Source organism: Neobacillus sp. YIM B06451, from assembly GCF_032667185.1.
GTDB lineage: Bacteria > Bacillota > Bacilli > Bacillales > Cytobacillaceae > Bacillus_D.
Map to the genome: position 1 here is coordinate 156031 of NZ_JAVFKJ010000001.1, position 24133 is coordinate 180163.

A 24133-nucleotide genomic window follows, 5' to 3' on the forward strand; every position below is an offset into this window, starting at 1 on the left:
ACCATGAAGATAAATCGAGTAAGGTACTTAAAGGGGCCAAACTACTTTAACTACAAACCAACCATGTGGATCGAGCTGGATTTGGAGGAAATGGAATTCAGCCCTTCCAATGAGCTCCCGGGTTTTAATGAAGCGTTACTTAAGACAATTCCAAGTTTGATGGAACACACGTGTTCCCTCGGCTATCCTGGAGGATTTGTAGAAAGATTACACGAAGGAACCTGGATGGGACACATCCTTGAACATATTGCTCTTGAACTGCAGCATTTGGCCGGAATAAAGGTCCGGAGAGGGAAAACCCTGACAAGCAACAAAAAGGGCATTTATTACGTTACGTACGATTACCGCGAACCAAAGTCGGGGCTCTATGCGTTCGAGGCGGCGAAAGAGATTGTTGAAAAAATACTTGGGAGCGGCCATTCCGTTGATGCGGGTCCATATATTGAAAAAATCGAAGACCTTTATTACACAAATAAGCTAGGACCAAGTACGGAGGCGATTTACAATGCCGCCTTTGCGAAACAAATCCCTGTTGAAAGAGTCGGGAAGGACAGTTTATTAAGGCTTGGCACCGGTTCGAAGCAAAAATACGTCCAGGCTACCATAACCAGTCAGACATCGTTCATGGCTGTTGAAAATTCTTGCGACAAGCAAATAACCAAAACCATCCTCGCGGGAGCAGGCGTTCCAGTCCCTGAAGGAGAGATGGCATCAACCGCCGAGGAAATGTTCGAAGCTGCGGACCGTGTTGGTTTTCCATTAGTAATAAAGCCTTTGAACGGGAATCAGGGGCGGGGGGTTTATACGAATATTAAAAGCAGGGAAGAGCTTTTTAACATTCTCCACTGCATGGAATCACCGGAAACCAACTTTATCGTGGAGAGATTTTATGAGGGCCATGATTACCGGCTCCTGATTGTGGATGGCGAGCTCATTGCCGCAAGCATGCGTATTGCCCCTTATGTTATCGGGAACGGCCGAGACTCCATCCGGGCCTTGATCGAGGAGGAAAACAACAATCCGCTAAGGGGAGACGGCCATGAAAAGCCGATGTCCAAAATTCCAATGAATGCCACAGTCTCCTGTTATCTCGAAAAAACAGGGGTGACACTCGATTCCACCCCGGAACCAGGAAGGATTATCCAGGTTGTAGGGAATGCGAATCTTTCAACAGGTGGGCAAGCCATCGATGTGACGGAAGAAGTTCACCCAACAATTAGGGACGTGGCCGTAACAGCGGCTAAAGCAATCGGACTGGATGTGGCGGGAGTAGACTTTATATGTCCTGATATTTCAGCTCCGCTTGACAGGGAAAAAGCAACGATTGTTGAGGTGAACGCTGCTCCAGGAATCAGGATGCACCATTATCCTGCGAAAGGGAAACCGCGCGATGTTGGCAAGGCAATTGTCGACTATCTCTTCAAGTCAAAGGAAGATGCGTCAATTCCCATTATTTCGGTTACGGGAACGAACGGAAAAACAACAACGACGAGGATGATTAAGCATTTCCTTGAACGGGAAGGCTATACAGTCGGTATGACAAATTCAGATGGCGTTTACATCGGGAACAATACCATTGACGAAGGGGATTGCAGCGGACCGATCAGCGCTCGCAAAATCCTATCAAACCCTAACGTCGATGCTGCGGTCCTTGAAACGGCAAGGGGCGGCATCCTGCGTGAGGGCCTTGCTTTCAGGCAATGCGACGTTGGGATTGTCACAAATGTATCCGAAGACCATCTAGGCCTTGACGGGATTGAGGAATTCGGCCAGCTCGTCAAACTGAAACGGCTTATTCCGGAGGTGGTCATGGATGGCGGCCATTGCATCCTGAATGCCGATGATCCCGAAGTTGTTCAAATGGCGGAATATACAAGAGGAAAGATTATCTATACCAGCCTGTTTTATACAAACCACCATATTAGGGAAGCCGCCGAGAAAGGCTGGACAGTTTGGATTCTCGATGAAGAAAATTGGATTTGCTGCATTGAAAATGGCAACCCGAAAAGGCTCCTTCCAGCCAGGGACATTCCGGTAACAATTGAAGGAAAGGCCCGACACAACATTTCCAACCTCCTTCAGGCACTGGCTGCAGCATACGCGCAAGGCGTCCCTTTTGAAGTGTTGAAAGAGAAGGCGTTATCTTTTAAGCCGGACAGTGAACAATCGAAGGGACGGTTCAATACGTACGAGATAGCTGGAAGGAAGATAATTGTTGATTATGCCCATAACATTGCCGGGATTAACGCGTTTTTCGATACAGTCCGCCACTTTAAGGCAGGATCCGCGATAGCCGTTATATCCGCCCCGGGAGACAGGCTGGATCATGAAATCCGCGAAATGGCCAAAATCGCCATGCGACATTCCGACCGAATAATCATCCGGGAAGACGAAGACCTAAGGGGAAGGGCGCCCTATGAAATAGCGAATATCATGCAAGCCGCGGCGCTTAAGGAAAAAGGAAACAGCGGGAAACAGATTTCCATCATCCCTGATGAACTCAAAGCTTATGAGGAGGCCTGGAATCTGTCGGAAGAAGGGGACACGCTTATATTCCTTTATGAAAAATACTCTGTCGTAAAAGAGTTTTTCTCTCTGGTGAGCGGGCGGAAAAATGTCCTGGCACGGAAAATAATTTGATAAGGAGGCGGGCCCGCGAATGGGCCCCCATTTTTTTTCGACAAATGTTTCGCTTTGGGCGGATATACAAGATATAATTGAATAATAATGCTTAAATGCCTAATAGTTCCCGGGAGAGAAGTAGAATGTGGAAAAAGTGGATCACAATTACAGCTCTAATCCTGCTGTTTATCTTTTTTATACCGTATAGCCTGCCGCTAATTTTTGCGTTGGTAACCGCGATATTCCTGGAAGGGCTGGTTGGTTATTTTCAAAGGAAGCTGAAACTGACCAGGGCCAAATCCGTTATTGCGGCTTTTATAACCTTCCTGACTGGCCTACTCGTTATTGGCTACAACCTGTTCCTAATTCTCTTTCAGCAGGTTATTAATCTATCCGAAAAAACCCCTACATTTGTCAGGGATTTGTATTCAACAGGAATAAAACCGCTTATTAAAAAGTGGAAAGCCTATTCAAAAACACTTCCGCCGGATGTTATTATTTCCGTGGAGAAAACGATTGATAATTCCGTTAATGCGCTGGACCGGTTTGTTCATGAAATCATCCAGGCTTTAATCGGTGTCCTTACCTCAATTCCTGGTTTTTTAATTGAATTCCTTATTTACCTTGTAGCCTTGTTTTTAATCAGCCTTGAACTTCCGGAGATTAAGGCTTCCATCAAAGCGCATCTTACCGAAGGGACAAAGAGGAAGGTATCCATTGTCCTAAACCAGTTAACCAAAGCGGGGGTCGGGTTTATTAAAGCCCAGATTATCCTCAGCCTTATGACCTATATCCTTGCTTTTGTGGGACTGCTTCTTTTAAAAGTAAAGTATGCCGCTCTGCTTTCGCTTCTAATCGTGATAGTCGATATCCTTCCGATCCTCGGAACTGGCTCCTTCCTCGTTCCGTGGGCTGTCCTTTCCCTTATCCAGGATAAACAATTCCTTGGGATTGGATTGATTGTGCTTTTCGTAGCCATTACTGTCATCCGCCGGACCGTGGAGCCAAAAGTTTATGCGACAAGCCTTGGAATATCGCCACTTGCATCCCTTGCCAGCCTTTACATCGGTTTCAAGCTTATCGGCTTTATCGGCCTGTTTGCCGGGCCTGCCATCGTCATTATTATCGACGCGCTCATAAAGGTGAATGTCATCAAAATGAACTTCAAAATCTAGAGGAAAAGGGACCTTTCAACAGGTTCCTTTTTTCTTTGGCTCAGTTAAACTTGGCTACGTTTTTCTTCGCGCCCAATTATTAAAATTGTATCCTGAGTCTATTGCACATTTTCATGCCTCTGAATAGGATATATGGACTTTACTAAAGGAGGTAATGTGAATGTCTGGAGGAGCTTACGGATATGGCGGCGGTTTCGCCCTGCTGGTAGTCCTGTTCATCCTGTTGGTAATTATCGGGGCTTCCTGGGGGTACGGAGGTTTCTATTAATTTAAAGGAGGTTCTATTATGTTTGGATACGGATATGGCGGCTGCGGTTACGGTTATGGCGGCTACGGACATGGCGGTTTCGCCCTGATCGTCGTTCTGTTCATCCTGTTGATTATCGTTGGCGCTGCATGTTTTAGATACTAGTTGGAAATAAAGGCTGGACCTCCGTGGTTCAGTCTTTTTTATTTACAATCCCGCTCCTTATCCCTTCATGCGTTTTGTAATAACTACTGCGGTTTCAAAAGTATTTAAGAATAATGCGCTGTTTGCCGAAAGAAGCTAACCCAATTTCACCTTCCTTTTTTAATGAAGCTGAACCCTTTTCATCCTTTAGATTTAAAAAAATGTCGAAATTGCAATGAATTTCGCAAAAAAAGTTTGAATTGCAAGAACGTGGGTAAATAGGTGTAGTGCTTAAAAATACATAATAATTTGTAGGAGGAGAAAATGAAAAAGGGGTTAATTGGGTTTTTGAGTATTCTTTTGGTAATAGGGATCCTAGCTGGATGCAGTGGGGAAAAGAGCTCGGCTGACACGAAGGAGAAAGAGGGCAAAGTCGTCCTCAATTTCTGGACGTTCTGGGGTTCGGAAACACGGAGGCCGATTATCGAAAAGATTGTTAAAGATTTCAATGACTCCCAGGATAAAATTGAAGTTAAACATACGTTTTTGCCATGGGGAGACATTTGGACGAAAAACCTTGCCGCGGTTGCAGCGGGAAATCCCGCTGATGTCATTGTGAATGACATCAACTCAGTTGCGCAGCGGGCGGAGAATAACCAGGCTGAAGATTTAAGCAAGTACCTGGATGATTCTTTCAGGGACAATTTCTATCCTCACCTTTGGGATATGGTTGAATATAAAGGAAAACCTTACGCGGTTCCTTTCAATACCGACACGAGGCTGCTATTTTACAATAAACAGGCATTCAGGGAAGCAGGCCTGGATCCAAACAAACCTCCGCGGACTTGGGAGGAGCTGGAGGAATACGCAAAAAAGCTTGATATTAAAAACGGTAATAAATACGAACGCTTCGGGTTTTATCCATTATGGGGAAGCACTGGCCCTGCTTCCTGGATGGCAAGCGCGGACGGAGGTAAAGGCTTCATCCATGACGGGAAGCTGGAAATTAATACACCGCGGAAAGTAGAGGCGCTTGAATGGCTGCTGGGCTGGCAGGAACGATATGGCGAAAAGAATGTTCAAGCATTCAAGGCTGAATTTGGAAGCGAGCAGGCCAACCCATTCATTTCGGGCAAGGTAGCAATGATTATTGATGTTGGCACTTTTTACACGCAAATCCGTGATTACGGGAACGGCATGGAATTCGGGGTTGCCAAAATTCCCGCTTATGATGAAAACAGCGGAAATTGGGCTGACGGCGGAGGCTTTGTTGTTGAAGTTCCAAAAGGCTCCAAGCATCCTAAAGAAGCTGTAGAATTCATTAAATACCTGACAGGCAAGGAAGCGCAGAAATACTGGGGAGAAAAGAATTACGACAACGTCGCCAACATTGAAGGCGCTGAAGCTGTTTCCGAGTCACTCGATGGACAAGCCAGGGAAGTATACGAGATGACTGTTGATAACTTGAAGGAAACGAATCTTTATCCTGTCCCTGTCGAATATCCTGACTACCAGAACAGAATCAATCCGCATATCGACAAGGTCTTTACCGGAAAGCAAAGCCCGGAAGAAGCATTAAAGAAAGCGGAAGCGGATGTGAAAAAAATAAAGAAATAATCCATAAAGTAATGCTTTTTACAAAAGAGAAGGGATGGCCGCGCTGCGCTGTCCTTTCTCTTTTCAATAATAGAACAAGATGCGGAAGCGCCTTGGCCAGCCCCGACCAGCATAAGACGGGGCCCGCAGGACACTGAATGGCATCCCTGAATTGGCCCACGCAGGGGCTAGGCGCTCCTCGAAAAAGCTAACGCTTTTTCTTCGTGCGATGATTATGCTTCCGAAGCCTACTCTTGTGGTGCTGGATTACAATTTCTTGTTTCGAGTTGACCAGAAGTTCTATTTTATTATTTCCAATATAAAAGAGAAAAAGGGGGAAGAAAAATGAAACCGCCACAATCGGCAAACGTTGCACTGACTGACGAAAAACAGCTTCCGATGACGGATGATATTCAGGTTGATGCTTCCCGTAATACGTCTCCAAAGAAAGGGATATCGAGGGCGGTAAAGGAAAATATTTGGGGTTATTTGTTTATTAGTCCGTGGATAATTGGGTTTCTCGGCTTAACGCTTGGCCCGCTGCTATTTTCCCTTGCAGCGAGTTTTACGGATTATAATATTACATCAAAAATGAACTTCATTGGCTTTGATAACTTTGTCAGGATGTTCACGATTGATGACCTCTTTTGGACGTCTTTATGGAATACGCTCTATTATGTCGTTTTTTCGGTCCCATTAACGACAGCAGGCGCTATTCTGATTGCGGTCCTATTAAACCAGAAAATTTTCGGGATGAAGGTTTTCCGGACGATTTATTATTTGCCTGCAATTTTATCCGGAGTCGCGGTGTATTTCTTATGGATGCAGTTGTTAAGCCCGTCAACAGGTCTGGTGAACACTTTCCTCGGATGGTTCGGAATCGATGGACCCGCCTGGCTATTTGATCCTGAGTGGACCAAGCCGGCATTGATCCTGATGAAAATGTGGGGTGTCGGGGGCGGGATGCTTCTTTATCTGGCGAGCCTCCAGGGGGTTTCTCGGGAAATGTATGAAGCTGCGGATATTGAAGGGGCGACCGGCCTGCAGAAGTTCTTCTACATCACGCTGCCAATGATATCCCCAATTATCTTTTTTGATATCATCACAAGTACTATAGGAGGTTTCCAAATCTTTCAGGAAGCTTACGTCATGACGGAAAATGGAAGTGGGGCGCCGGCTAACTCGCTGCTATTCTACAACCTGCATATGTGGAACAACGCCTTCAAGATTTTTGATATGGGTTACGCCTCTGCGATGGCATGGATCCTCTTCATCATCGTCATGGTTTTGACTGTGCTCAACCTAAAGCTTGGAAAACGCTGGGTCCATTATGAAGGGGGCGAGAATAAATGAGTGCCTACACTGCTCCAAAGTTTTACGAAAAAAAGAAATTCAAGGAAAAGATTAAGGCGTGGCTCATTACCATACTGCTTCTGGCGGGCAGTGTGATTATCCTGTCTCCGATTTGGTGGATGATTTCCACATCCCTAAAAACGCCGGCTGAAATCGCCCAATACCCGCCGACATTTTTTCCAAAGGAATTTAGGTTTGATAATTATATAAAAGCCTGGCAGACAGCGCCATTTACTCGCTGGGCAATGAATACCGCGTTTATCGCAATTGTCGGGACAATCGGGAGTGTTCTCGTCAACTCCCTTGTTGCGTATTCATTCGCAAAAATCAGGTTCAAGGGGAGAAATGCTTTATTTGTCATCGTCCTGTCAACGATGTTGATCCCGGGATTTGTGACGATGGTTCCCCAGTATATCCTGTTTTCCAAGCTTGGCTGGGTAAATACGTATTTGCCATTGATCGTCCCGGCATTCCTCGGAAGCGCGTTTTTCATCTTTCTGCTTCGCCAGTTTATGATGACAATCCCAAATTCGCTTGTCGAGGCAGCTGTGCTTGACGGCGCCAACCATCTACAGATTTGGTGGCATATCATGATTCCGCTCACAAAGCCTGCGCTGATGGTTGTGGCCATATTCTCCTTTAATGGCGCGTGGAATGACCTGCTCGGTCCGCTTCTTTACATTAATGATGAACGGATGTATACGTTGCAGATTGGCCTGCAAACCTTTAAGGGCACCGTCCAGACGCAATGGCATTACTTAATGTCCATGTCTGTAACGGTTCTGCTGCCTGTCGTTCTTTTGTTTTTCTTCTTCCAGCGTTATTTTATTGAAGGCGCAAATATCTCTTCCGGGACAAAGGGGTAGAGGATGTTGCCCTCATAACAGAATAAAGATTGGAAAGCCTGGGTGCTCCGGGTTTTCTTTTTTGAATAAGGATTGGCTCTCCATGACTCTTAGCTGAAAGAAGAACCAACTTTCTTTCCGGTAAAAGTTGTCTGTCTTTCCATGGCAACATTTTGGGGTTGGTTTCGGCTTTAGTCAATGTTAGCCTTATAGGGAGCTAAAAAGAAGGGAGTTGGAGGGATGAGAATGCAAAAACCAGCATTTATGCTTCTTATGCCGGCCATGTCGCTCTTGCTTGCCATTCCTAATTTCCTATCTGGCAGCCCGTCAGTTAAAAAACAAAATGATCCACATTGCATCCCGGCCGTTGAAAAATTATTCAAGCCCAAAAAGGCGGCCGCCTCGGCAAAACCTGGCTCGAAGCCTCAAAAGAAAAACCAGGTGCCTCCCGCTAAACGTGTGCCGGCATTGTCCGCGGAAGAGAAGGAGCTTCTTGCCCGGCTTGTCCATGCTGAAGCTAAGGGAGAACCTTTTAAAGGAAAAGTTGCCGTAGCGGAGGTAGTACTGAACAGAGTTCAGAGCGGGAATTTTCCGGATACAGTTAAAGGCGTGATTTATCAAAAAAGGCAATTCCAGCCTGTCTCGAACGGGGAAATTAACAAGCCTGCGGGACCGGATGCGAAAAAGGCTGTAGAGGAAGCTATCCGAACAGATAAGAAGGTAACCGATGCATTGTTTTTCTATAATCCTGATATTGCCACTGATACATGGATTCGAAAAAGGTCAATCATAGGAAAAATAGGTAGGCATGTATTTACAAGCTAATCATGGCATGATAAAACCCCTTATCCATTTAGGAAAGGGGTTTTTCAGTTTGAGGCAAATCTATCGTATTTTTCCATGCGCTGAATTCTTCAAGGTCTTTTGAAAGCCTTTTCCATGTAAACGCAAGGACTGCAGCATCATCAATAAGGCCAAATCCGAGAAGGAAATCAGGAATAATATCGACCGGGGAAACAAAATAAATGATTGCCCCAATGACAGCAAGGATTGTTCCTTTAGATACATTTTTGTAATCTCCTTTGGCCCATGCCCTTACCAATTCAAATAAAAGCTGAAGTTTCTGCCAGGAGAAACCCAGAGATTTTCTGTTTTTGTCCGCTTTTCCAAATGCCCTCTTTAGGAGCGAGTCGGTCTTATGCGGATGATCATAATACGTTTCCGCTTCCTGTTTGTATTTCTTGCCGAAGCCTGCAAAGCCTTTTGCCATATAAAGCATCCTTTCATTTATAGAATGGTATTTGCTTTAAGGTCATTTTCCACGGAATGGGACTGGCTAAACGTTAAACATTTTTCTATGCGATAGCACTGCATGAAAAACCGGGTCCCACTAATTAGGACCCGGTTTCTTGTTGTCTAGGTAGTTTTATAATGGAACCTCGTGGATAACTCGAAATAAGTTATTGTAATCCAGCTCCACAAGAGTAAGCTTCGGAAGCATAATCCTCGCACGAAGAAAAAGCGATAGCTTTTTCGAGGAGCGTCCTAGCCCCTCGAGGTCATAAGCCGGTTCCCTCCGGAGGGCAGGCCCGTCCTGCGGGCCCCGTCTTATGCTTGTCGGGGCTGACCACTAAGGAAAGCTCCTGAGGATAATCATCGCAGGGACAAGCGGTTTTTGCTTGTCGCGAAGGCGCTTTCGCATTTTGTTTTTTATGCGTAAATATAATCTTCCTCTGCGGCTCTGCAGGAGGCGATAATTTCTTCGACTTCGGAGCCTTCGAGAGTTTCTTTTTTCAGAAGAGCTTCCACCAATTGTTCATAAGCCTGGCGGTTTGAACGTATAATCAGTTCGGACTTTTCAAGTCCGTTTTGGAATAGTTCTTGCATTTTTGCTTCCTTTTCGGCTTTTACGAAGGTGAGGGTGAACCCATCCTGAAGCATGCCAGTGTCGACCATTTGTTCAATAATATGTTTTGCCTGCCGAACATCGCCGCTTACCCCGATGCTGTGCTCGCCAAGGAACATCCTCTCGGCGACGCCGCCTGCCAAAATCATTGCAATCCTGTCAAGGAGGTCGCTGGTAGTCGAAAGATGAAGTTCTTTTGGAATTGGTGCGACATAGCCGAGTGCGTCACCCCTTGGAATGATGGTTGCTTTCCGGACGGATCCCGGCTTTGTGATTGCAGCCACAATGGCGTGGCCTGCTTCATGGATTGCCACCCGCCGTTTTGTATCGGAATCCTGAAGCTCACGTGATGTACTGCCTAGGATGGTCCTGTCCAGCGCATAGTCAAGGTCTGCCTTTGTAATGATATCCTGCCCGTTCCTGACTGCCCTGCGGCTGGCTGTTTCAAAAAGCATGCTTAAATCGGCACCGGAAAATCCAGATGTACTTTCTGCGAGGCCATCAAGTGATGCCATCACATCGTCGGCAAGCGCTTTGCCTTTCGTGTGGATCTCAATGATTTCCCTGCGGCCCTTTGTATCGGGCAGCGGAACCTGGAACGAGAAGTCGACCCTTCCTGGACGGAGGAATGCATCATCCAGCATGTCTTTTCGGTTTGTTGCCGCCACAAATAAAATTCCGTCATTTGAATGTCCGCCATCAAGCTGGACAAGCAGCTCCGTAAGCGTCTTTTCGGATTCCTCGCCGCCAAGCGCTTTTCGTTTCCCGGCAAGGGCATCCACTTCATCAATAAAAATGACTGCAGGTGTCTGCTTCCTCGCATTTTGGAACAGGCTCCTAACCCTTGAAGCACCTACTCCGACAAACAGTTCGTTGAAGGCTGAGCCGCTTGTTGAAAAAAATGATGCGCCAAGTTCTTTTGCGATCGCCTGCGCCAATAGTGTTTTACCTGTTCCCGGAGGCCCATATAGAAGGATACCTTTTGGCGGCTTGATTCCAAGCTTCGAGGAGCGTTCCGGTTCTTTTATAATGGAAAGCGTCTGGAGGATTTCTTCTTTCATTTCTTCACCCAGTCCGCCTACATCCTTTAGGGAGATTTCCGGCAGTGGCCTGGCTTTGGAAAGGCTGTTTTTCATTGTGTTTGAAACGCCAATTCCGCTGCCGCCTTTTGCTTTTTGAAGAGCAAACGCCGCGGCTGCCAATGAAACAATGACCCCACCCATAATCCACTTTCCGTACTTGCTGCTGTTCGTAAATGTATAATCAACCTTGTATTTGGAAACCAATTCATCTGCCATTTGGCTGTTTGGTGGCACTTTTGCCATAAATTTCCCCTCGCTTGTTGTTAATGTCAGGCTGCCATCGGACCGTTCTTCAAGTGAGACCATTTTACCGTTTTCCGCCTTGATTTTATTTTCCATTGAAGAGTACGGAATAACGGTTTCTTTTGCCGTAGACTGTATTGTCCAAGTAATTCCCGCGGCTGCTATTATCACTGCTACAATCAGCGGAATGAATTTATTTAAAGCTTTTTTACTCATATCCACTATGCTCAACTCCTTTATGTCTATCTCTATTATATGAAAATACCATTTGTAATAAATAGGGAAAGAGAATTATCCCCAATGGGAATTGCAGGAAATTAGCAGTAAGGGATATGAACAACCTGTGAATTTATGAGTATTTTAGCACTCCAAACACATCGAGGGCATTGTAGGGAAGGGACTTTCGGCGTATAAATCGAACTGAAAACCTAAACGAAAATGCAATTTGTTTTTTTCGGCATCACCCCCAATATGGACACATTTCAGCCATATTTGTTTTTTTTCAAAAGGAACTCCCTGTTAATAAGGAAAATATTCAGGATTGCAAACTTTATTGCTCAAGGATAAGATAGAAATTACGGACAAAATCTAAATTGTCAAAAGTGAGGATACAAAAATGGGTAAGAGTTTAAAAGAAGAAGTCCTCTCAAGAAGGACTTTTGCGATTATTTCCCACCCGGATGCCGGGAAGACAACAATGACGGAGAAATTGCTCCTTTTTGGAGGGGCAATCCGTGATGCGGGAACTGTTAAAGCAAAAAAGACCGGTAAATTCGCGACAAGTGACTGGATGGAAATCGAGAAACAGCGCGGAATTTCCGTTACATCAAGTGTTATGCAATTCGATTACGACGGCTTCAGGGTCAATATCCTTGATACACCTGGACACCAGGATTTCAGTGAGGACACCTATAGGACGCTGATGGCTGTCGACAGCGCCGTCATGATCATCGACTCCGCGAAAGGAATCGAGGAACAGACGATGAAGCTGTTCAAGGTTTGCCGAATGCGGGGGATTCCAATTTTCACGTTCATGAACAAACTGGACCGCCAGGGGAAACCGCCGCTTGAGCTGCTAGCTGAACTGGAGGAAGTCCTTGGGATTGAATCGTACCCGATGAATTGGCCGATCGGCATGGGAAAGGAATTCCTTGGCATTTACGACAGGTACCACAACAGGATTGAGCAGTTCCGGGTTGATGAAAAAGACCGTTTCATTCCATTGAATGATGACGGTGAAATTGAAGGGGACCACCCGATTAAAAAAACGGGATTATATGATCAGACCCTTGAAGAAGTATTGCTGCTGAATGAGGCGGGGAACGAGTTTTCGCCCGAACGCATCGCAGAAGGGAACTTGACGCCTGTCTTCTTCGGAAGCGCGCTAACTACTTTTGGCGTCCAGACTTTCCTGGAATCCTACCTGGAATTCGCTCCACCGCCAAAACCGCGTAATTCCTCGATAGGTGAAATCGATCCCCTTTCCGAGACCTTCTCAGGCTTTATTTTTAAAATCCAGGCGAACATGAATCCTGCCCACCGTGACAGGATTGCTTTCGTAAGGGTTTGTTCAGGAAAATTCGAGCGCGGGATGAGCGTAAATGTGCCAAGACTTGGGAAACAAATTAAGCTTTCACAATCTACTTCTTTTATGGCGGAAGAGCGGAGCACCGTTGAAGAGGCGGTCAGCGGGGATATTATCGGCCTTTATGACACGGGGACATACCAGATTGGCGATACGATAACTGGTGGCAAGACCCAGTTCCAGTTTGAGCGTCTGCCACAGTTTACCCCAGAACTTTTTGTAAAAGTGTCAGCGAAGAACGTGATGAAGCAGAAGTCTTTCTATAAAGGAATTGAACAGCTTGTCCAGGAAGGAGCCATCCAGCTTTTCAAAACAGCCAGGATGGAAGAATATTTGCTCGGTGCCGTTGGGGTGCTTCAGTTCGAGGTTTTTGAACACAGGATGAAAAATGAATACAATTCCGATGTCATTATGGAACGCCTCGGCTCAAAAGTAGCAAGATGGGTTGAAGGGGAAACAGTAAATGAAAACCTCTCTAATTCACGCAGCCTTCTCGTCAAGGATCGATTCGGAAAGTATGTGTTCCTTTTTGAAAATGAATTTGCCTTAAGATGGTTCCAGGATAAAAATCCTGAAATAAAACTTTACAATCCAATGGATATGCATGAGTAACAGGTTTTACCGAGTTAAAAAGGCTGCAGCGCACCGAGCTGCGGCCTTTTGTTTTTTAGTTCACTCTGCAGCATAAATTGATCGCCCTTTTTCATTGTTAAGAACATATTTTTTCTATTACCCACAGAAAAACACACCCTGGCTGCGTAAGGTTTAATGAAAGCGGCCGCTACAATCTTTCACGAGGTGACAACAATGAAAAACGTAGAAATGAAAAAATTAACTAAAGCAGCAATGGCGATGGCCCTTGCAGGAACAGTTGCATTCTCGCCAGCACTCGCGTCCGCGGACACACTTAAGGAGGGACAGAAGGTTCAGGCTGAAACGTCAGTTACGACCGATGTCCAAGTAAAGAACGATGCTGAAAAGCCGGCTTTGATACCTGGCGATTTCTTCTACTTTGTAAAAATCGCTCTTGAAAAAATCAAGCTAGCCATTACATTCGATAAGGAAAAAGAAGCTGATTTGTTGGCGGGATATGCCGCAGAAAGGCTTGCTGAGGCAGAAGAGCTTTTCAATGCCGGAAAAGAAGACTTGGCGGTTAAAACCCTTCAGGACGGTATTGCCTTTCTGAACGAATACGATGCAAAGCAGGAAGAAACAACCGATGAGCAAAAGTCCGAAGAACCTATAGAAGAGGAGCAAAAATCGGACGAGCAAAAAGCTGAAGACAAAACAGAAGGCACTGAGCAACAGCCAGTGGAAGAAGAAGCCACTGAACAAGATGAAGACAAGACAGAATCAAGTGATGAGCTAGTCCGCAATAACATTATTGCGCTGAAAGCCGCGCTTGAAAAAGTTAAAAATCCAACAGCCAGGGCTGCCCTTCAGAAAAACATCGACAAAACGCTAGCTAAAATGGCTGAAAAGGCTGAAAAATCTGTTCAAGAGCAAGAAAAATCCGAAATTGATAAAAAAGACGAAGCACCGGAAAATACAGACGAAGTGGCCAAGACAAACGAAACTGAAAAATCAACTCAAACCGACAAGGCCGTATCTGCTGAAGCTGAGGTTACTGTAAAGGAAGAGACTAAAGGTAAAAATGCTGCAATAAAAGCTGTCCCTGCCACGCCTGCTGTACCGGCATCCGCTGCTAAGCAGGAAGCAAAGCAAAAAGCAAAAGAAGTACGCAAGCAAGCGCAACAGGAAGTAAAGGAAGTCCGCAGCCAGGCAAAACAGCAGGCAAAAGAAGTGAAGCAGGCTGAAAAAGCCGCCAAGGTTGAGGCGAAAGCACAAGTAAAAGTTGAAAAGAAAGCAAACGGCAATGGAGCCGAAAATGGCAAGAACGGCAACTAAGGCTGACCAGGCGGAATCCATAAGCATGGAGCAATCGAAAAGATAGTCCTATTTGGGCTATCTTTTCTCCCAATTAAACCACAGGCATCTCTCATATGCTATAATTGGGGATTAGAGAGGTGAGGTTTATGCTAAGCTTATTGTTCTTAGCCAGAAAAAAGAAGCAAACGCTAGAAGAGTCTGTCAGACTAATACAGCAGGGCGACAAGAAGCTGAATAATGAACTGATTGAAGCCTATAAGCCGTTCATTGCCAAAACTGTTTCGGTTGTATGCAAAAGATATATCGTTCAATCAGACGATGAGTTTAGCATAGGCCTTATTGCGTTTAATGAAGCAATTCAAAAATATTCGCCTGATAAAGGAAGCTCGCTCCTGAGCTTTGCGGAAGTACTTATAAAGAGGCGTGTCATTGACCATATCCGGAAGGAAGCAAAGAATCAGACCGTAAGCTTTGAGCTTCAGACAGATGCGGGAGAACCTGATTCGAGGGGATCATTAATCGAAAATGAAATATCGCTTGATGACTACCGGAAAAAGACGGATGAGGAATTGAGGAGGGAAGAAATTCTTCGTTTCCAGAAACATCTGCGTGATTATGACTTAAGCCTCCAAGATTTGGTCGACCAGGCGCCAAAACACGCGGATGCGCGAAAGAACGCGATCGAGGCGGCAAGGCTTCTTGCTGAAAATGAGGAATTACGGGAAAGCCTTCTCGTTAAAAAACGGCTTCCAATGAAGCAATTGGAAGATTTGGTTCATGTCAGCCGAAAAACGCTTGAACGGAACAGGAAGTACATTATCGCAATGGCTTTGATCATGTCCGATGATTATGTATATATGAAGGATTATATAAAAGGGGTGCTTGATTCATGAGAACAGGTATCATTTTGGAAATGGATGAGTCGTTTCTAACCTTATTAACCCCTGAGGGAGAATTTTTAAGGGCGCGTAGGAAAGGAAAGGTATACTCGATTGGCCAGGAGATTACATTTGAACCTGCAACCCAATCGCATAGAGAAAAGAGAAACGCGATTGCAAAGCTGGCCGGTATGAAGAAGGTTTGGATGTCCGCAGCCGCGGCATTGATCATTATGGCTTCTGTGATATTCCCGCTGAACAGCAGCAATCAGGTCTACGCATATATGTCCATTGATGTGAACCCTAGCATTGAGCTAGGGGTTAATGAGAAAATGCAGGTCCTGAGAATGGATGGCTATAACGATGAAGGAAAGAAAATAGTCTCGCGGCTTAAAGATTGGAAAAAGGAAGATGTATCCGAAGTAGCGGAGAAAATCCTTTCCGAAATTGGGCGCCAGGGCTATTTTGCAAAAACGAATAAAGTTATCATTTCCACTGTAAAAACTGGAGAAAAAGAAGAAAAGGCCGACCTAAGGCTAAAGGAGACAGTCAAGGAAATCTCCGACGCAGCGAAAAGGGATAAACACGATGTAACGATTGTGAGCGCTTCGGCAAGGGAATTGAAGGAAGCCCGTAAACAGGGAAAGACAACCGGCAATTACAAGGCTGGGGTTTCTGCCGAACAGCAGGCTGATGTGAATCCGGCTGTGAAGGACAATCCTGCGGCAAGCCACTCAGCGGTTAAAGCAAATGAAGGAAAATCATCTGCTCCAGGCCAGACAAAGAAAGCTGATCCTCTTAAGCCAGTCGTACCTTTAAATCCTGAAAACAAAGGCAATGGAACTAAAAACCCGAATGCTGAAAATGGTAAAGGAAAACAAGAGGGCAAACCTAAAGAAAACAACAGCAATCAAAAAGGGAAAACCCATAGCAATGGCAATAAGGAAAATGGAAAAGGTAAAGAAAAAGGCAACGAACAAAACAACGGGAATGGCAAGGGGGATAACCAGGGAAAAAAGGGCAGTGATGTAAAAGGTGGTGACCCGAATCAAAAGAAAGACAACAAGAAGGATAAGAACAGCTTAAAAGGGAACGGCAGCCAAAAGTCAAATGCTCATAGCAAGCAAGGCAATAATAATGGCCAGAACCACACCCATGATTCTAAAAACAAGAATGGGGAAAAGGGCAATAAACAAGAAAACAATGGCCAGAAAGATAACAGTAAGCTGGAGAAGAAAGAAAGCAAAGATTCAACCTCAAAAAACAATTGGCAGGAAGCTGAACCAAAAAATAGTGAAAAAGGGAAGTCCGGCAAATAGCCGGACTTTTTCCATTTGTATTCGGTTGTTATTGGTTGTTTTGCCCGGTCATTTGAGCCTGGGCCTGGCGAACGAGGCGTTTCGTAATTTCTCCGCCAACAGAACCATTTGCGCGGGAAACTGTATCCGATCCCAACTGGACGCCAAACTCCTGGGCAATTTCATATTTGACCTGGTCAAGGAATTGTTCCACACCGGGAACAAGCAACTTATTGCTGTTTCTTGCCATGGATCTCACTCCTTCACTAACATCAGAGAATGTATCTCTGTAGGTATAGTTTTTCGGGAGGAGACAGAAAATATAAGTGGTAATTCTTTTTCCGGGTGGCAAATCCAGAAGGAAAACATCGGCACTTTTACAATGCTTGCGTTTTCGGTGCTACAGCCTCAAGAAGCAAATCGGCTATATGGACCGCTCGCATCGACTTGGATAAGCCTTCACGCTCAATGCCAAGCTTCATTTGCAGCAGGCAGCCAGGATTCGCGGTTACAATCGTTGCAGCATGTGTTTCTTTTACTTTATCCATTTTGTAATCAAGAACCTTCATTGACATTTCCGATTCCAAAATATTATAGATGCCTGCTGAGCCGCAGCAGCGGTCCGCTTCATCCATTTCCCGGTATTCCGCGCCTTCTAACGCCATTAACAAAGCTCTCGGAGCGGAGGACGATTTCATAGCATTCCGTAAATGGCAGGAATCCTGATACGTAACGATTTGCAGTGGAAGCATCAACTTAACTTTTTCCAGGAAACCGGCTTCAATTAAAATTTCGGATAAGTCCTTTACCTTGCCGGAGAAGGACTCGGCACGCGTTCTCCATTTTGCATCATTTTGAAACAGGTGGCCGTATTCGACAAGGAAGCCGCCGCATCCGCCAGCGTTGGATATAATATAATCCGCTTCTGTCCCTTCAAACGCTTCAATATTTCTTTTCGCCAATTCCATTGCGGAATCTTTTTCTCCATAATGGCCGTGGAGGGCGCCGCAGCAAGCCTGGGTTTTCGGAATAACCACATCACAGCCTGCGAGCTGGAGAAGCTTGATTGTCGCATTGTTTGTTTCAAGAAACATCGTATCCATCAAACAGCCCCTGAAAAATGCAACCCTCATTGTCTTTTCGCCTGATGCCGGCATAAAATCGGGCCTGTTTTTTAATTCCTTCATTGGTGGTACATCAGGCAGTATTTTTTCCATGGAAGCGAGCCCTTCCGGAAGGAGGCTCATAAACCCAATTTTCCTGGCGGCCGTTTGCAAACCGGATCTTTGGTAAAACCCAATCAGGCCTGCCACCGTGCGCATGCGGTTTTGGTGTGGAAACAGCCCGCTAAAAGCGGCCTTTCTGGCAACTCGCACCGGCAGCGAATAGGTTTTGTTGCTTGCGATAATATCGCGTGCTTCCTCAAGGAGGGAGCCATATCTGACTCCGGACGGGCAGACCGTCTCACATGCCCTGCAGCCAAGGCAAAGGTCCAATGAACGCTCAAAGCCTTCATCCGGCTCGATTAGCCCATCCGCGACTGCCTTCATCAGCGCAATGCGGCCCCGTGGCGAATGGTTCTCCTGAAATCCGGAATCGATATAGGTCGGACAGCTTGGGAGGCAGAATCCACATCGCATACAATTCAATAATTCGTCTTCATCCATCCTTGTTTTAAAACCCCGCTCGATGGATTTCATTTCCTTTACCGTTGTCATCTTGATACCACCACCCGATTCCGGCTGTCTCCAGCAAAGATTTTTCCTGGGTTCATGATGTTGTTCGGATCAAGCGCCGCCTTGACTGCCCTCATGGCTGCAACGCCTTCTTTTCCCAATTTCATCTCAAGGTATGGGGCCTTCATAATCCCGACTCCGTGCTCGCCAGTTATGGTTCCGCCTAGCTCGATGGCTCTAGCGAAAATTTCTTCGAACGCCTTTTCGACACGATCCATCTCTTCGCGGTTCCGGATATCGGTCGGGCAGGTCGGGTGAAGGTTCCCGTCGCCGGCATGGCCGAATGTGCAAATATTAAGATTGTATTTCCCGGCGATTTCAGTAATTGATTTAACCATTCTGGCAATCTCCGAGCGAGGCACTGTCGCATCCTCGAGAATTGTTGTAGGTGCAAGCCTAGCAAGGGCGGATAATGCCGTCCTTCTTGCCATCCTTAGCGCTTCGGCTTCCTGTTCCGTTCTCGCGACCTCGACAGAAAACGCGTTTTCCTGCAAGCAAATTTCCGTTATTTTAGCCATGTCGCGCTCAACGATTTCCGGCGGGCCGTCCTGTTCAATCAATAGGATTGCCTCGGCATGGACGGGAAGGCCGATTTTTACATAATCCTCAACGACCCTGATGGTTGCATTGTCAAGGAATTCAAGGGTAGCCGGAATGATTTTATTTGCGATGATTTTCGATACCGCCGTGGCAGCCGATTCAAGGTCCCTGAAAAGTGCGAGCCCCGTCCTTTTTGTTTCCGGCAGGGGAAGGAGTTTCAAGATTGCTTCGGTTACGACACAAAGTGTACCTTCGGAGCCGACAAACAGGCGTGTGAAATCGTAGCCTGCGACATCCTTGGCAAGCTTTCCGCCCGTCCGGATAATATCGCCATTCGGCAATACCGCCTCCAGGCCAATTACATAATCCCTCGTAACGCCATATTTCAAGCCCCGGAGCCCACCGGCATTTTCGTTGATATTGCCAGCTATTGTCGAGATTTTCATTGACCCTGGGTCCGGCGGGTAAAAAAGCCCCCTCGCTTCGACGGCCTGGATGATTTGGCCAGTTAAAACACCAGGCTGGACAGTAATCGTCAAATTCGCTTCATCAATTTCAAGGATTTTATTCATATGTTTGAAAAGGAGGACGATTCCTCCTTCGACCGGGCATGTACCCCCACATAGGTTCGTCCCTGACCCCCTTGGGACGACCGGTATCCGGTGTTCATTGCAAATCTTCAGTACCTCTGATACTTCCCGGGTATTCCTCGGGCTAATGACTGCTTCAGGTAGTGCCTGGTAATTTGGTGTCGCATCATAAGAATAAACGAGCCGGCTCGTTTGTGTATCTTCGTAATTTTCCTGCGATACAATTGCGATGAACTTCTTTTTTATCTCCTCTGAAATTCCTTGCGCCAACATAGATGATTCCTCCCATCCTTTGAAGTACAGCCTTAAAGCCATTATAAACCTAATTGTAGATTGACGCCTTTAAAATGAACAAGAAAGAACCGCCCCGCATGTGGGGGTCGGTTCTGGATAGTTAATCTGTTTCTTTTCCTGTATCGATATTCGGATGCATGAAGGGGGCAGCTTTTGGCTTTCGCCTAATTTCAAGCAGCTCCCTGTTTTCGGCGGTGTTCCAGCCGATATCGTTTGTTGGATGGACCCATTCATTGCCGGCCATAATTTCTGGATCCGTTTCTTCTGACCAATTTTCAAGAGGGGAGTTTGGGGAAGTATAGGAGCTGTCCCCAATAATTACGCCATGTCGATTCACAAAAGGCGGTTCCATGTTCCTGCCCGTTCCTTTGAAGTCGGGTGCATTGATTTGGTGTGGGAGAGTTCCGTCAATTTCTGGCCGTTTTAAACCGTCCGCATCCTTTGTCATTCTCTTTCCTCCTTTTTTGGATTATTTTTTGAAAAAATGGGTGTTTTTATCCCGGCAGGAAGGCCCGTGCTTGGGGTGAATGTTCGCTTTAAAAGGTATGCATGAAAAAACTATAAGTGAAAGAGACTAATAAAAAAGGAGGCATCATCTATGGCTAAGCGTAAAGCGGAACGGAATGCGGTCGAGAAATATAGCAAGACCCCATATAAAAATACCCGGGAGTCGGATTTTTCCGCAGAACTTGCCCACGAGGAAGACCCGATGAAAGGGGCTAACCGTAATTCCAATCTTGGGCGGAAAGGGCGGGGCTGATGAAGGAGAGGGTCCAAAAACAAGGCAGACAGGAAGAATTCAGCATTGAATTCGGGGATGTAAACGGGATCAAACTATATGAACTTTTTGCAATGAGCAGGGGCGAAGAGCTTAAAAAGGATAAGGATGAACCCGAAAAAGGAAAAAAATAAGCCGGCATTTGCCGGCTTATTGTGCGAATGAACCAAGTAGAGGCCCTTTTCCGGACGGGTCATAGTAAACCGCCAATGCGGAAGGGACTGTCCGGATTTCACCTGATGACATGTAGGCGTTCAGATCAAAGGCTAGAGGCTCCAATATCGTATGCTTGTACATTTCCTTTTCAGAGAGGCCGAGTCTTTCAAATGCTTTCCCGGCAATGGACGGTTCCGCCAGGATGCGCTGGTATAGAGAGCTCCTGTCTTTTTTATCGAAGCGTTTTTCCCACCATGGTTTTCGCGGGCTGTATTTCTGCCTCGACAAATAGTCGAACATCATGAGTCCCTCTACAATGTCAAGATTCCGGGTATTCCGTGATTCCAGGAAGGTATGGAGGCGTTTGTACAGGTCCTCAAGCTGATGGCCAATCCTGGCCCAGCCCTTTTCATCCCAATAGGCACCGAACTCCTGGAAGAAATCAAAAGGTGATTCGAATTCCTGGGCAATCAAATACTCAATCGTCGCATCCATGCGGTGGCTGTTCCAGTATTTTTCCAAAACATCCTCAACCTGCTTAATACGGATGATATCTTCGAAAGGGAGGACATTGTTTCCGAGAATTTCATAAGGGGCCTGATCCATAAAAATGTAATCATGCTCATCCGCGCGAAGCCTTAGGCCAGTCCCGCGGAGCATTTTCAGGAAACCGAGCTGCAATTCTTCCGGCCTCATCTCAAATACATCATTGAAGGTTTTTCGGAAAGATTGATAGTTTTCCTCCGGCAGGCCGGCTATCAGGTCAAGATGCTGGTCGATTTTGCCGCCTTCCTTCACCATTGTGACAGTCCGCTTCAGTTTTTCAAAATTCTGCTTCCTCATCACAAGTTCATTCGTATAGTCGTTAGTTGACTGGACGCCGATTTCAAAACGGAACAACCCGTGAGGCGCTTCCTTGTTAAGGAATTCAATAACCTCCGGGCGCATGATATCGGCTGTTATTTCAAATTGAAAAACAGTTCCGGGCAGGTGTTCGTCTATAAGGAAGCGGAACATGTCCATTGCATAGCTCCTGCTTATATTAAATGTCCGATCGACAAATTTTATCGTTTTTGCCCCATTTGCCATCAAATGGCGAATGTCTTCCTTGATTTTCTCCCTGTCGAAATAACGGACCCCCACCTCAATGGACGATAGGCAAAATTGGCAGCTGAACGGGCAGCCCCGGCTTGTTTCGATGTACGTGACCCGTTTTGCAAGCTGGGGGATATCTTCCGGGAAACGATAGGGGGAAGGGATTTCCTTCAAATCGAGCTTGCCGGACTGGAGATTGAATTTAACCTTGCCATCCTGCCTGTATGCCAAACCGGGTACGTTTTCAAGCTTTGGCGCCCCGCTATCCAGTTCCATCAGAAGCTGCTTGAATGCTGCCTCGCCCTCACCGATAACGATAAAATCCGCTTCAGGCACTTTTTCCATCCATTCTGTAGTATCATACGTAACTTCCGGCCCGCCAAGGACAATGGTGATGGAAGGATTGATTTTTTTTATCATCGAAATCACTTTAAGCGTTTCTTCAATGTTCCAAATGTAACAGCTGAAACCGATAACGTCCGGCTTTTTTGCAATCAGGTCCGAAACGATGTTCATGGCAGGGTCCTTAATCGTATACTCCGCCAGTTCAATGCCAAATTCGGGAGCCGCATATGCCTTTAGGTATCGGATTGCAAGATTTGTGTGGATATATTTCGCGTTCAATGTTGAACAGATGATTTTCATTTTTAGTAACTCCTCGAAAAGGTTCTTAATCAGTATTTTAGTATAATCACGCCAGGTTGTAAAAGGAAGGAAAATTTAATAGGAAAGGGGATACAAACTTACGGAATAAAAAAATCCCTTCCGGCTGTCGGAAGGGATGTAAGGATTTGGGATTCTCTAGCTTTATTAGCGTCCTTGGTTAAGCCGCAGGCCGACTGACAGCCTTCCTAGAAGTTTTTTCATCTGCGAGGTTCTCAATTCAATCAGCGGTTGGGTAAAGGATGTAATCAGCTTGCTTGACAGCCCAAGGACAATGATAAGTGACATGCCGGCGAGCAGGACAATCCTTTCCGTCTCATCAAAATAGGAAGCAAAGTTGCTTTCACGGAAAACCTTGACGAAGAAACCGTGCAGAAGGTAGACGTAAAGCGTGTTTTTTCCAAGCGTCGTAAAGAAATATTGCTTCCTTGGGACAAAGGCGAAAAAGCTCATCACCATGACAAGGCTCAATGCATAAATACCGAGGCGTTTAAACATGGCCCAGACTGATGCGGCCCCCATTGCCTCGTACGGCTTGGAACCTAGCAGCCACTGATACTGCGTATCCGGATATAAATAAAAACCTATGAAAACCGCGAGGAATATTCCAAGCGCGAGTATCCGTTTCCTGATGGTGAACAGCGAATAAAAATGTTCTTTTTTCATATGGTAGCCAACCAGGAACAACGGGAAAAACACAAACGTCCTGGAAAGGCTCAAGTAATTCGAAATCCACCCGACATAGCCAATCAGCAATCCGATTGCAAACGCCGCCGTAATGGCAAAAGATGGCCTGATTTTCGTAAATAGAATCAGCATCAAGTTCCAGCAGAACATGCTGACCAAAAACCATAGTGACCAATGTGGATCAAACGGGTCAATCCTGAAGTTTGGTTTCTGGTAAAGGTAATAGTAAAAAACCGAATAGATTACCTGGAAAATGATATACGGAAGTATTAATTTTTTTGCTATTTTCGCAACATATCCCTTTTCATTGAATCCCTTGGCGAAAAAACCAGAGATCAGGATGAAAGCGGGCATATGAAAGGTGTATATTGCCTTGTAAAGTGCGAAAAAGACCTCATTATCCTCAATGAACGCCCTTAGCAAATGGCCGAAAACAACGAGAAAAATCAGAATGAATTTTGCGTTATCAAAGTAGTAGTTTCGTTTTTTCATTATTTCCTCCAACTAAGAGACCCCCAGCTATCCCACTTAATTGTTACCCGAAAACGATTTTGATGAAACAGGTAATGAAATCCATTAGGGTTTCTAAGTCTGTTATATTACAACAGGTTATCTGTACTAGTTGTTATGCATAACCTTCAGCCTTTGCAAAACCTGTATTCATGAAAAAGGTGTTCGGGCTGTATCTAAATTTTAATAGGGGTGTATAACATTTGTCACAGCGTAAATA

Annotated in this window: 22 protein-coding genes; 14 read left to right on the top strand and 8 right to left on the bottom strand. The window is 45.7% G+C overall.

Translation table 11 applies throughout. The features are described from left to right. The first annotated feature begins 3 nt into the window (after positions 1 to 3). The 8 genes from cphA (at position 4) to RB160_RS00715 (ending at position 8807) form a co-directional block, all read left to right on the top strand. Positions 4 to 2640: a cyanophycin synthetase gene (gene cphA, locus RB160_RS00680; protein ID WP_316568292.1), complete on the top strand. Its 2637-nt coding sequence runs from the start codon at positions 4 to 6 to the stop codon at positions 2638 to 2640. 125 nt (positions 2641 to 2765) lie between these two features. Beyond that, entirely contained in the window at positions 2766 to 3797 is a 1032-nt protein-coding gene (gene ytvI / locus RB160_RS00685) for a sporulation integral membrane protein YtvI (RefSeq protein ID WP_316568293.1), read from the top strand. A gap of 160 nt (positions 3798 to 3957) precedes the next feature. Continuing rightward, positions 3958 to 4065, top strand: a complete 108-nt coding sequence (locus tag RB160_RS00690) for a YjcZ family sporulation protein (RefSeq protein ID WP_082306846.1) — start codon at positions 3958 to 3960, stop codon at positions 4063 to 4065. An 18-nt stretch (positions 4066 to 4083) separates the two neighbouring features. Next, complete coding sequence (locus tag RB160_RS00695; RefSeq protein WP_316568294.1) at positions 4084 to 4209, top strand: YjcZ family sporulation protein; 126 nt, start codon at positions 4084 to 4086, stop codon at positions 4207 to 4209. Positions 4210 to 4512: 303 nt separating this feature from the next. Continuing rightward, positions 4513 to 5805 (top strand): ABC transporter substrate-binding protein, encoded by a 1293-nt coding sequence (locus RB160_RS00700; RefSeq protein WP_316568295.1) that lies wholly within the window; start codon positions 4513 to 4515, stop codon positions 5803 to 5805. 378 nt (positions 5806 to 6183) lie between these two features. Then, a complete protein-coding gene (locus RB160_RS00705; protein ID WP_316569030.1) occupies positions 6184 to 7137 on the top strand; it encodes a carbohydrate ABC transporter permease in 954 nt (317 codons plus the stop codon). After that, a complete protein-coding gene (locus tag RB160_RS00710) occupies positions 7134 to 8003 on the top strand; it encodes a carbohydrate ABC transporter permease (RefSeq protein ID WP_316568296.1) in 870 nt (289 codons plus the stop codon). The genes RB160_RS00705 and RB160_RS00710 overlap by 4 nt, the downstream gene beginning before the upstream one ends. A 225-nt stretch (positions 8004 to 8228) precedes the next feature. After that, positions 8229 to 8807, top strand: coding sequence for a cell wall hydrolase (locus RB160_RS00715; protein ID WP_316568297.1), 579 nt, complete (start codon positions 8229 to 8231; stop codon positions 8805 to 8807). A 28-nt stretch (positions 8808 to 8835) separates the two neighbouring features. Here the strand turns inward: RB160_RS00715 and RB160_RS00720 are convergent, their stop codons facing one another. Further along, positions 8836 to 9252, bottom strand: a complete 417-nt coding sequence (locus RB160_RS00720; RefSeq protein ID WP_316568298.1) for a YkvA family protein — start codon at positions 9250 to 9252, stop codon at positions 8836 to 8838. Positions 9253 to 9692: 440 nt separating this feature from the next. Then, positions 9693 to 11429, bottom strand: coding sequence for an AAA family ATPase (locus RB160_RS00725; protein ID WP_316569031.1), 1737 nt, complete (start codon positions 11427 to 11429; stop codon positions 9693 to 9695). A gap of 400 nt (positions 11430 to 11829) precedes the next feature. On the opposite strand from RB160_RS00725, the gene RB160_RS00730 reads away from it, so the two are divergent. From RB160_RS00730 to RB160_RS00745, 4 genes are all read left to right on the top strand, one after another. After that, positions 11830 to 13410: a peptide chain release factor 3 gene (locus tag RB160_RS00730; RefSeq protein ID WP_316568299.1), complete on the top strand. Its 1581-nt coding sequence runs from the start codon at positions 11830 to 11832 to the stop codon at positions 13408 to 13410. Positions 13411 to 13605: 195 nt separating this feature from the next. Beyond that, on the top strand, positions 13606 to 14706 hold the full coding sequence (locus RB160_RS00735; RefSeq protein ID WP_316568300.1) for a DUF5667 domain-containing protein: 1101 nt from the start codon (positions 13606 to 13608) through the stop codon (positions 14704 to 14706). A gap of 119 nt (positions 14707 to 14825) precedes the next feature. Next, positions 14826 to 15581: an RNA polymerase sigma factor SigI gene (gene sigI / locus RB160_RS00740; RefSeq protein WP_316568301.1), complete on the top strand. Its 756-nt coding sequence runs from the start codon at positions 14826 to 14828 to the stop codon at positions 15579 to 15581. Next, the gene (locus RB160_RS00745; protein WP_316568302.1) at positions 15578 to 16885 is read left to right on the top strand and encodes an anti-sigma factor domain-containing protein; all 1308 of its coding nucleotides are present in this window, start codon (positions 15578 to 15580) and stop codon (positions 16883 to 16885) included. Before sigI ends, RB160_RS00745 begins: the two co-directional genes overlap by 4 nt. Before the next feature lie 28 nt (positions 16886 to 16913). Here the strand turns inward: RB160_RS00745 and RB160_RS00750 are convergent, their stop codons facing one another. From RB160_RS00750 to RB160_RS00765, 4 genes are all read right to left on the bottom strand, one after another. Next, positions 16914 to 17114, bottom strand: coding sequence for an alpha/beta-type small acid-soluble spore protein (locus RB160_RS00750; RefSeq protein ID WP_059173753.1), 201 nt, complete (start codon positions 17112 to 17114; stop codon positions 16914 to 16916). 127 nt (positions 17115 to 17241) lie between these two features. Continuing rightward, positions 17242 to 18582: a (Fe-S)-binding protein gene (locus RB160_RS00755; protein WP_316568303.1), complete on the bottom strand. Its 1341-nt coding sequence runs from the start codon at positions 18580 to 18582 to the stop codon at positions 17242 to 17244. Beyond that, positions 18579 to 20003 (bottom strand): glycolate oxidase subunit GlcD, encoded by a 1425-nt coding sequence (gene glcD / locus RB160_RS00760; RefSeq protein WP_316568304.1) that lies wholly within the window; start codon positions 20001 to 20003, stop codon positions 18579 to 18581. Before glcD ends, RB160_RS00755 begins: the two co-directional genes overlap by 4 nt. 121 nt (positions 20004 to 20124) lie before the next feature. Continuing rightward, positions 20125 to 20472: a DUF3905 domain-containing protein gene (locus tag RB160_RS00765; protein ID WP_316568305.1), complete on the bottom strand. Its 348-nt coding sequence runs from the start codon at positions 20470 to 20472 to the stop codon at positions 20125 to 20127. Between the two features lie 150 nt (positions 20473 to 20622). On the opposite strand from RB160_RS00765, the gene RB160_RS00770 reads away from it, so the two are divergent. Both RB160_RS00770 and RB160_RS00775 read left to right on the top strand, forming a co-directional pair. Next, entirely contained in the window at positions 20623 to 20784 is a 162-nt protein-coding gene (locus tag RB160_RS00770) for a hypothetical protein (protein ID WP_316568306.1), read from the top strand. Next, a complete protein-coding gene (locus RB160_RS00775) occupies positions 20784 to 20936 on the top strand; it encodes a hypothetical protein (protein WP_316568307.1) in 153 nt (50 codons plus the stop codon). The genes RB160_RS00770 and RB160_RS00775 overlap by 1 nt, the downstream gene beginning before the upstream one ends. Positions 20937 to 20952: 16 nt before the next feature. Here RB160_RS00775 and RB160_RS00780 read toward each other — a convergent pair whose 3' ends face one another. Both RB160_RS00780 and RB160_RS00785 read right to left on the bottom strand, forming a co-directional pair. After that, positions 20953 to 22698 carry a B12-binding domain-containing radical SAM protein gene (locus RB160_RS00780; protein WP_316568308.1) on the bottom strand — a complete coding sequence of 582 codons (1746 nt, stop codon included), beginning with the start codon at positions 22696 to 22698 and terminating at the stop codon, positions 20953 to 20955. A 165-nt stretch (positions 22699 to 22863) separates the two neighbouring features. Further along, entirely contained in the window at positions 22864 to 23895 is a 1032-nt protein-coding gene (locus RB160_RS00785) for an acyltransferase family protein (RefSeq protein WP_316568309.1), read from the bottom strand. Between the last annotated feature and the right edge of the window lie 238 nt (positions 23896 to 24133).

Excerpts from the sequence above, each read along its gene's own strand:
- cphA (WP_316568292.1), top strand. The coding sequence starts at position 4 with ATGAAGATAAATCGAGTAAGGTACTTAAAGGGGCCAAACTACTTTAAC.
- ytvI (WP_316568293.1), top strand. The coding sequence starts at position 2,766 with ATGTGGAAAAAGTGGATCACAATTACAGCTCTAATCCTGCTGTTTATC.
- RB160_RS00690 (WP_082306846.1), top strand. The coding sequence starts at position 3,958 with ATGTCTGGAGGAGCTTACGGATATGGCGGCGGTTTCGCCCTGCTGGTA.
- RB160_RS00695 (WP_316568294.1), top strand. The coding sequence starts at position 4,084 with ATGTTTGGATACGGATATGGCGGCTGCGGTTACGGTTATGGCGGCTAC.
- RB160_RS00700 (WP_316568295.1), top strand. The coding sequence starts at position 4,513 with ATGAAAAAGGGGTTAATTGGGTTTTTGAGTATTCTTTTGGTAATAGGG.
- RB160_RS00705 (WP_316569030.1), top strand. The coding sequence starts at position 6,184 with ATGACGGATGATATTCAGGTTGATGCTTCCCGTAATACGTCTCCAAAG.
- RB160_RS00710 (WP_316568296.1), top strand. The coding sequence starts at position 7,134 with ATGAGTGCCTACACTGCTCCAAAGTTTTACGAAAAAAAGAAATTCAAG.
- RB160_RS00715 (WP_316568297.1), top strand. The coding sequence starts at position 8,229 with ATGCAAAAACCAGCATTTATGCTTCTTATGCCGGCCATGTCGCTCTTG.
- RB160_RS00720 (WP_316568298.1), bottom strand. The coding sequence starts at position 9,252 with ATGGCAAAAGGCTTTGCAGGCTTCGGCAAGAAATACAAACAGGAAGCG.
- RB160_RS00725 (WP_316569031.1), bottom strand. The coding sequence starts at position 11,429 with ATGAGTAAAAAAGCTTTAAATAAATTCATTCCGCTGATTGTAGCAGTG.
- RB160_RS00730 (WP_316568299.1), top strand. The coding sequence starts at position 11,830 with ATGGGTAAGAGTTTAAAAGAAGAAGTCCTCTCAAGAAGGACTTTTGCG.
- RB160_RS00735 (WP_316568300.1), top strand. The coding sequence starts at position 13,606 with ATGAAAAACGTAGAAATGAAAAAATTAACTAAAGCAGCAATGGCGATG.
- RB160_RS00745 (WP_316568302.1), top strand. The coding sequence starts at position 15,578 with ATGAGAACAGGTATCATTTTGGAAATGGATGAGTCGTTTCTAACCTTA.
- RB160_RS00750 (WP_059173753.1), bottom strand. The coding sequence starts at position 17,114 with ATGGCAAGAAACAGCAATAAGTTGCTTGTTCCCGGTGTGGAACAATTC.
- RB160_RS00755 (WP_316568303.1), bottom strand. The coding sequence starts at position 18,582 with ATGACAACGGTAAAGGAAATGAAATCCATCGAGCGGGGTTTTAAAACA.
- glcD (WP_316568304.1), bottom strand. The coding sequence starts at position 20,003 with ATGTTGGCGCAAGGAATTTCAGAGGAGATAAAAAAGAAGTTCATCGCA.
- RB160_RS00765 (WP_316568305.1), bottom strand. The coding sequence starts at position 20,472 with ATGACAAAGGATGCGGACGGTTTAAAACGGCCAGAAATTGACGGAACT.
- RB160_RS00770 (WP_316568306.1), top strand. The coding sequence starts at position 20,623 with ATGGCTAAGCGTAAAGCGGAACGGAATGCGGTCGAGAAATATAGCAAG.
- RB160_RS00775 (WP_316568307.1), top strand. The coding sequence starts at position 20,784 with ATGAAGGAGAGGGTCCAAAAACAAGGCAGACAGGAAGAATTCAGCATT.
- RB160_RS00780 (WP_316568308.1), bottom strand. The coding sequence starts at position 22,698 with ATGAAAATCATCTGTTCAACATTGAACGCGAAATATATCCACACAAAT.
- RB160_RS00785 (WP_316568309.1), bottom strand. The coding sequence starts at position 23,895 with ATGAAAAAACGAAACTACTACTTTGATAACGCAAAATTCATTCTGATT.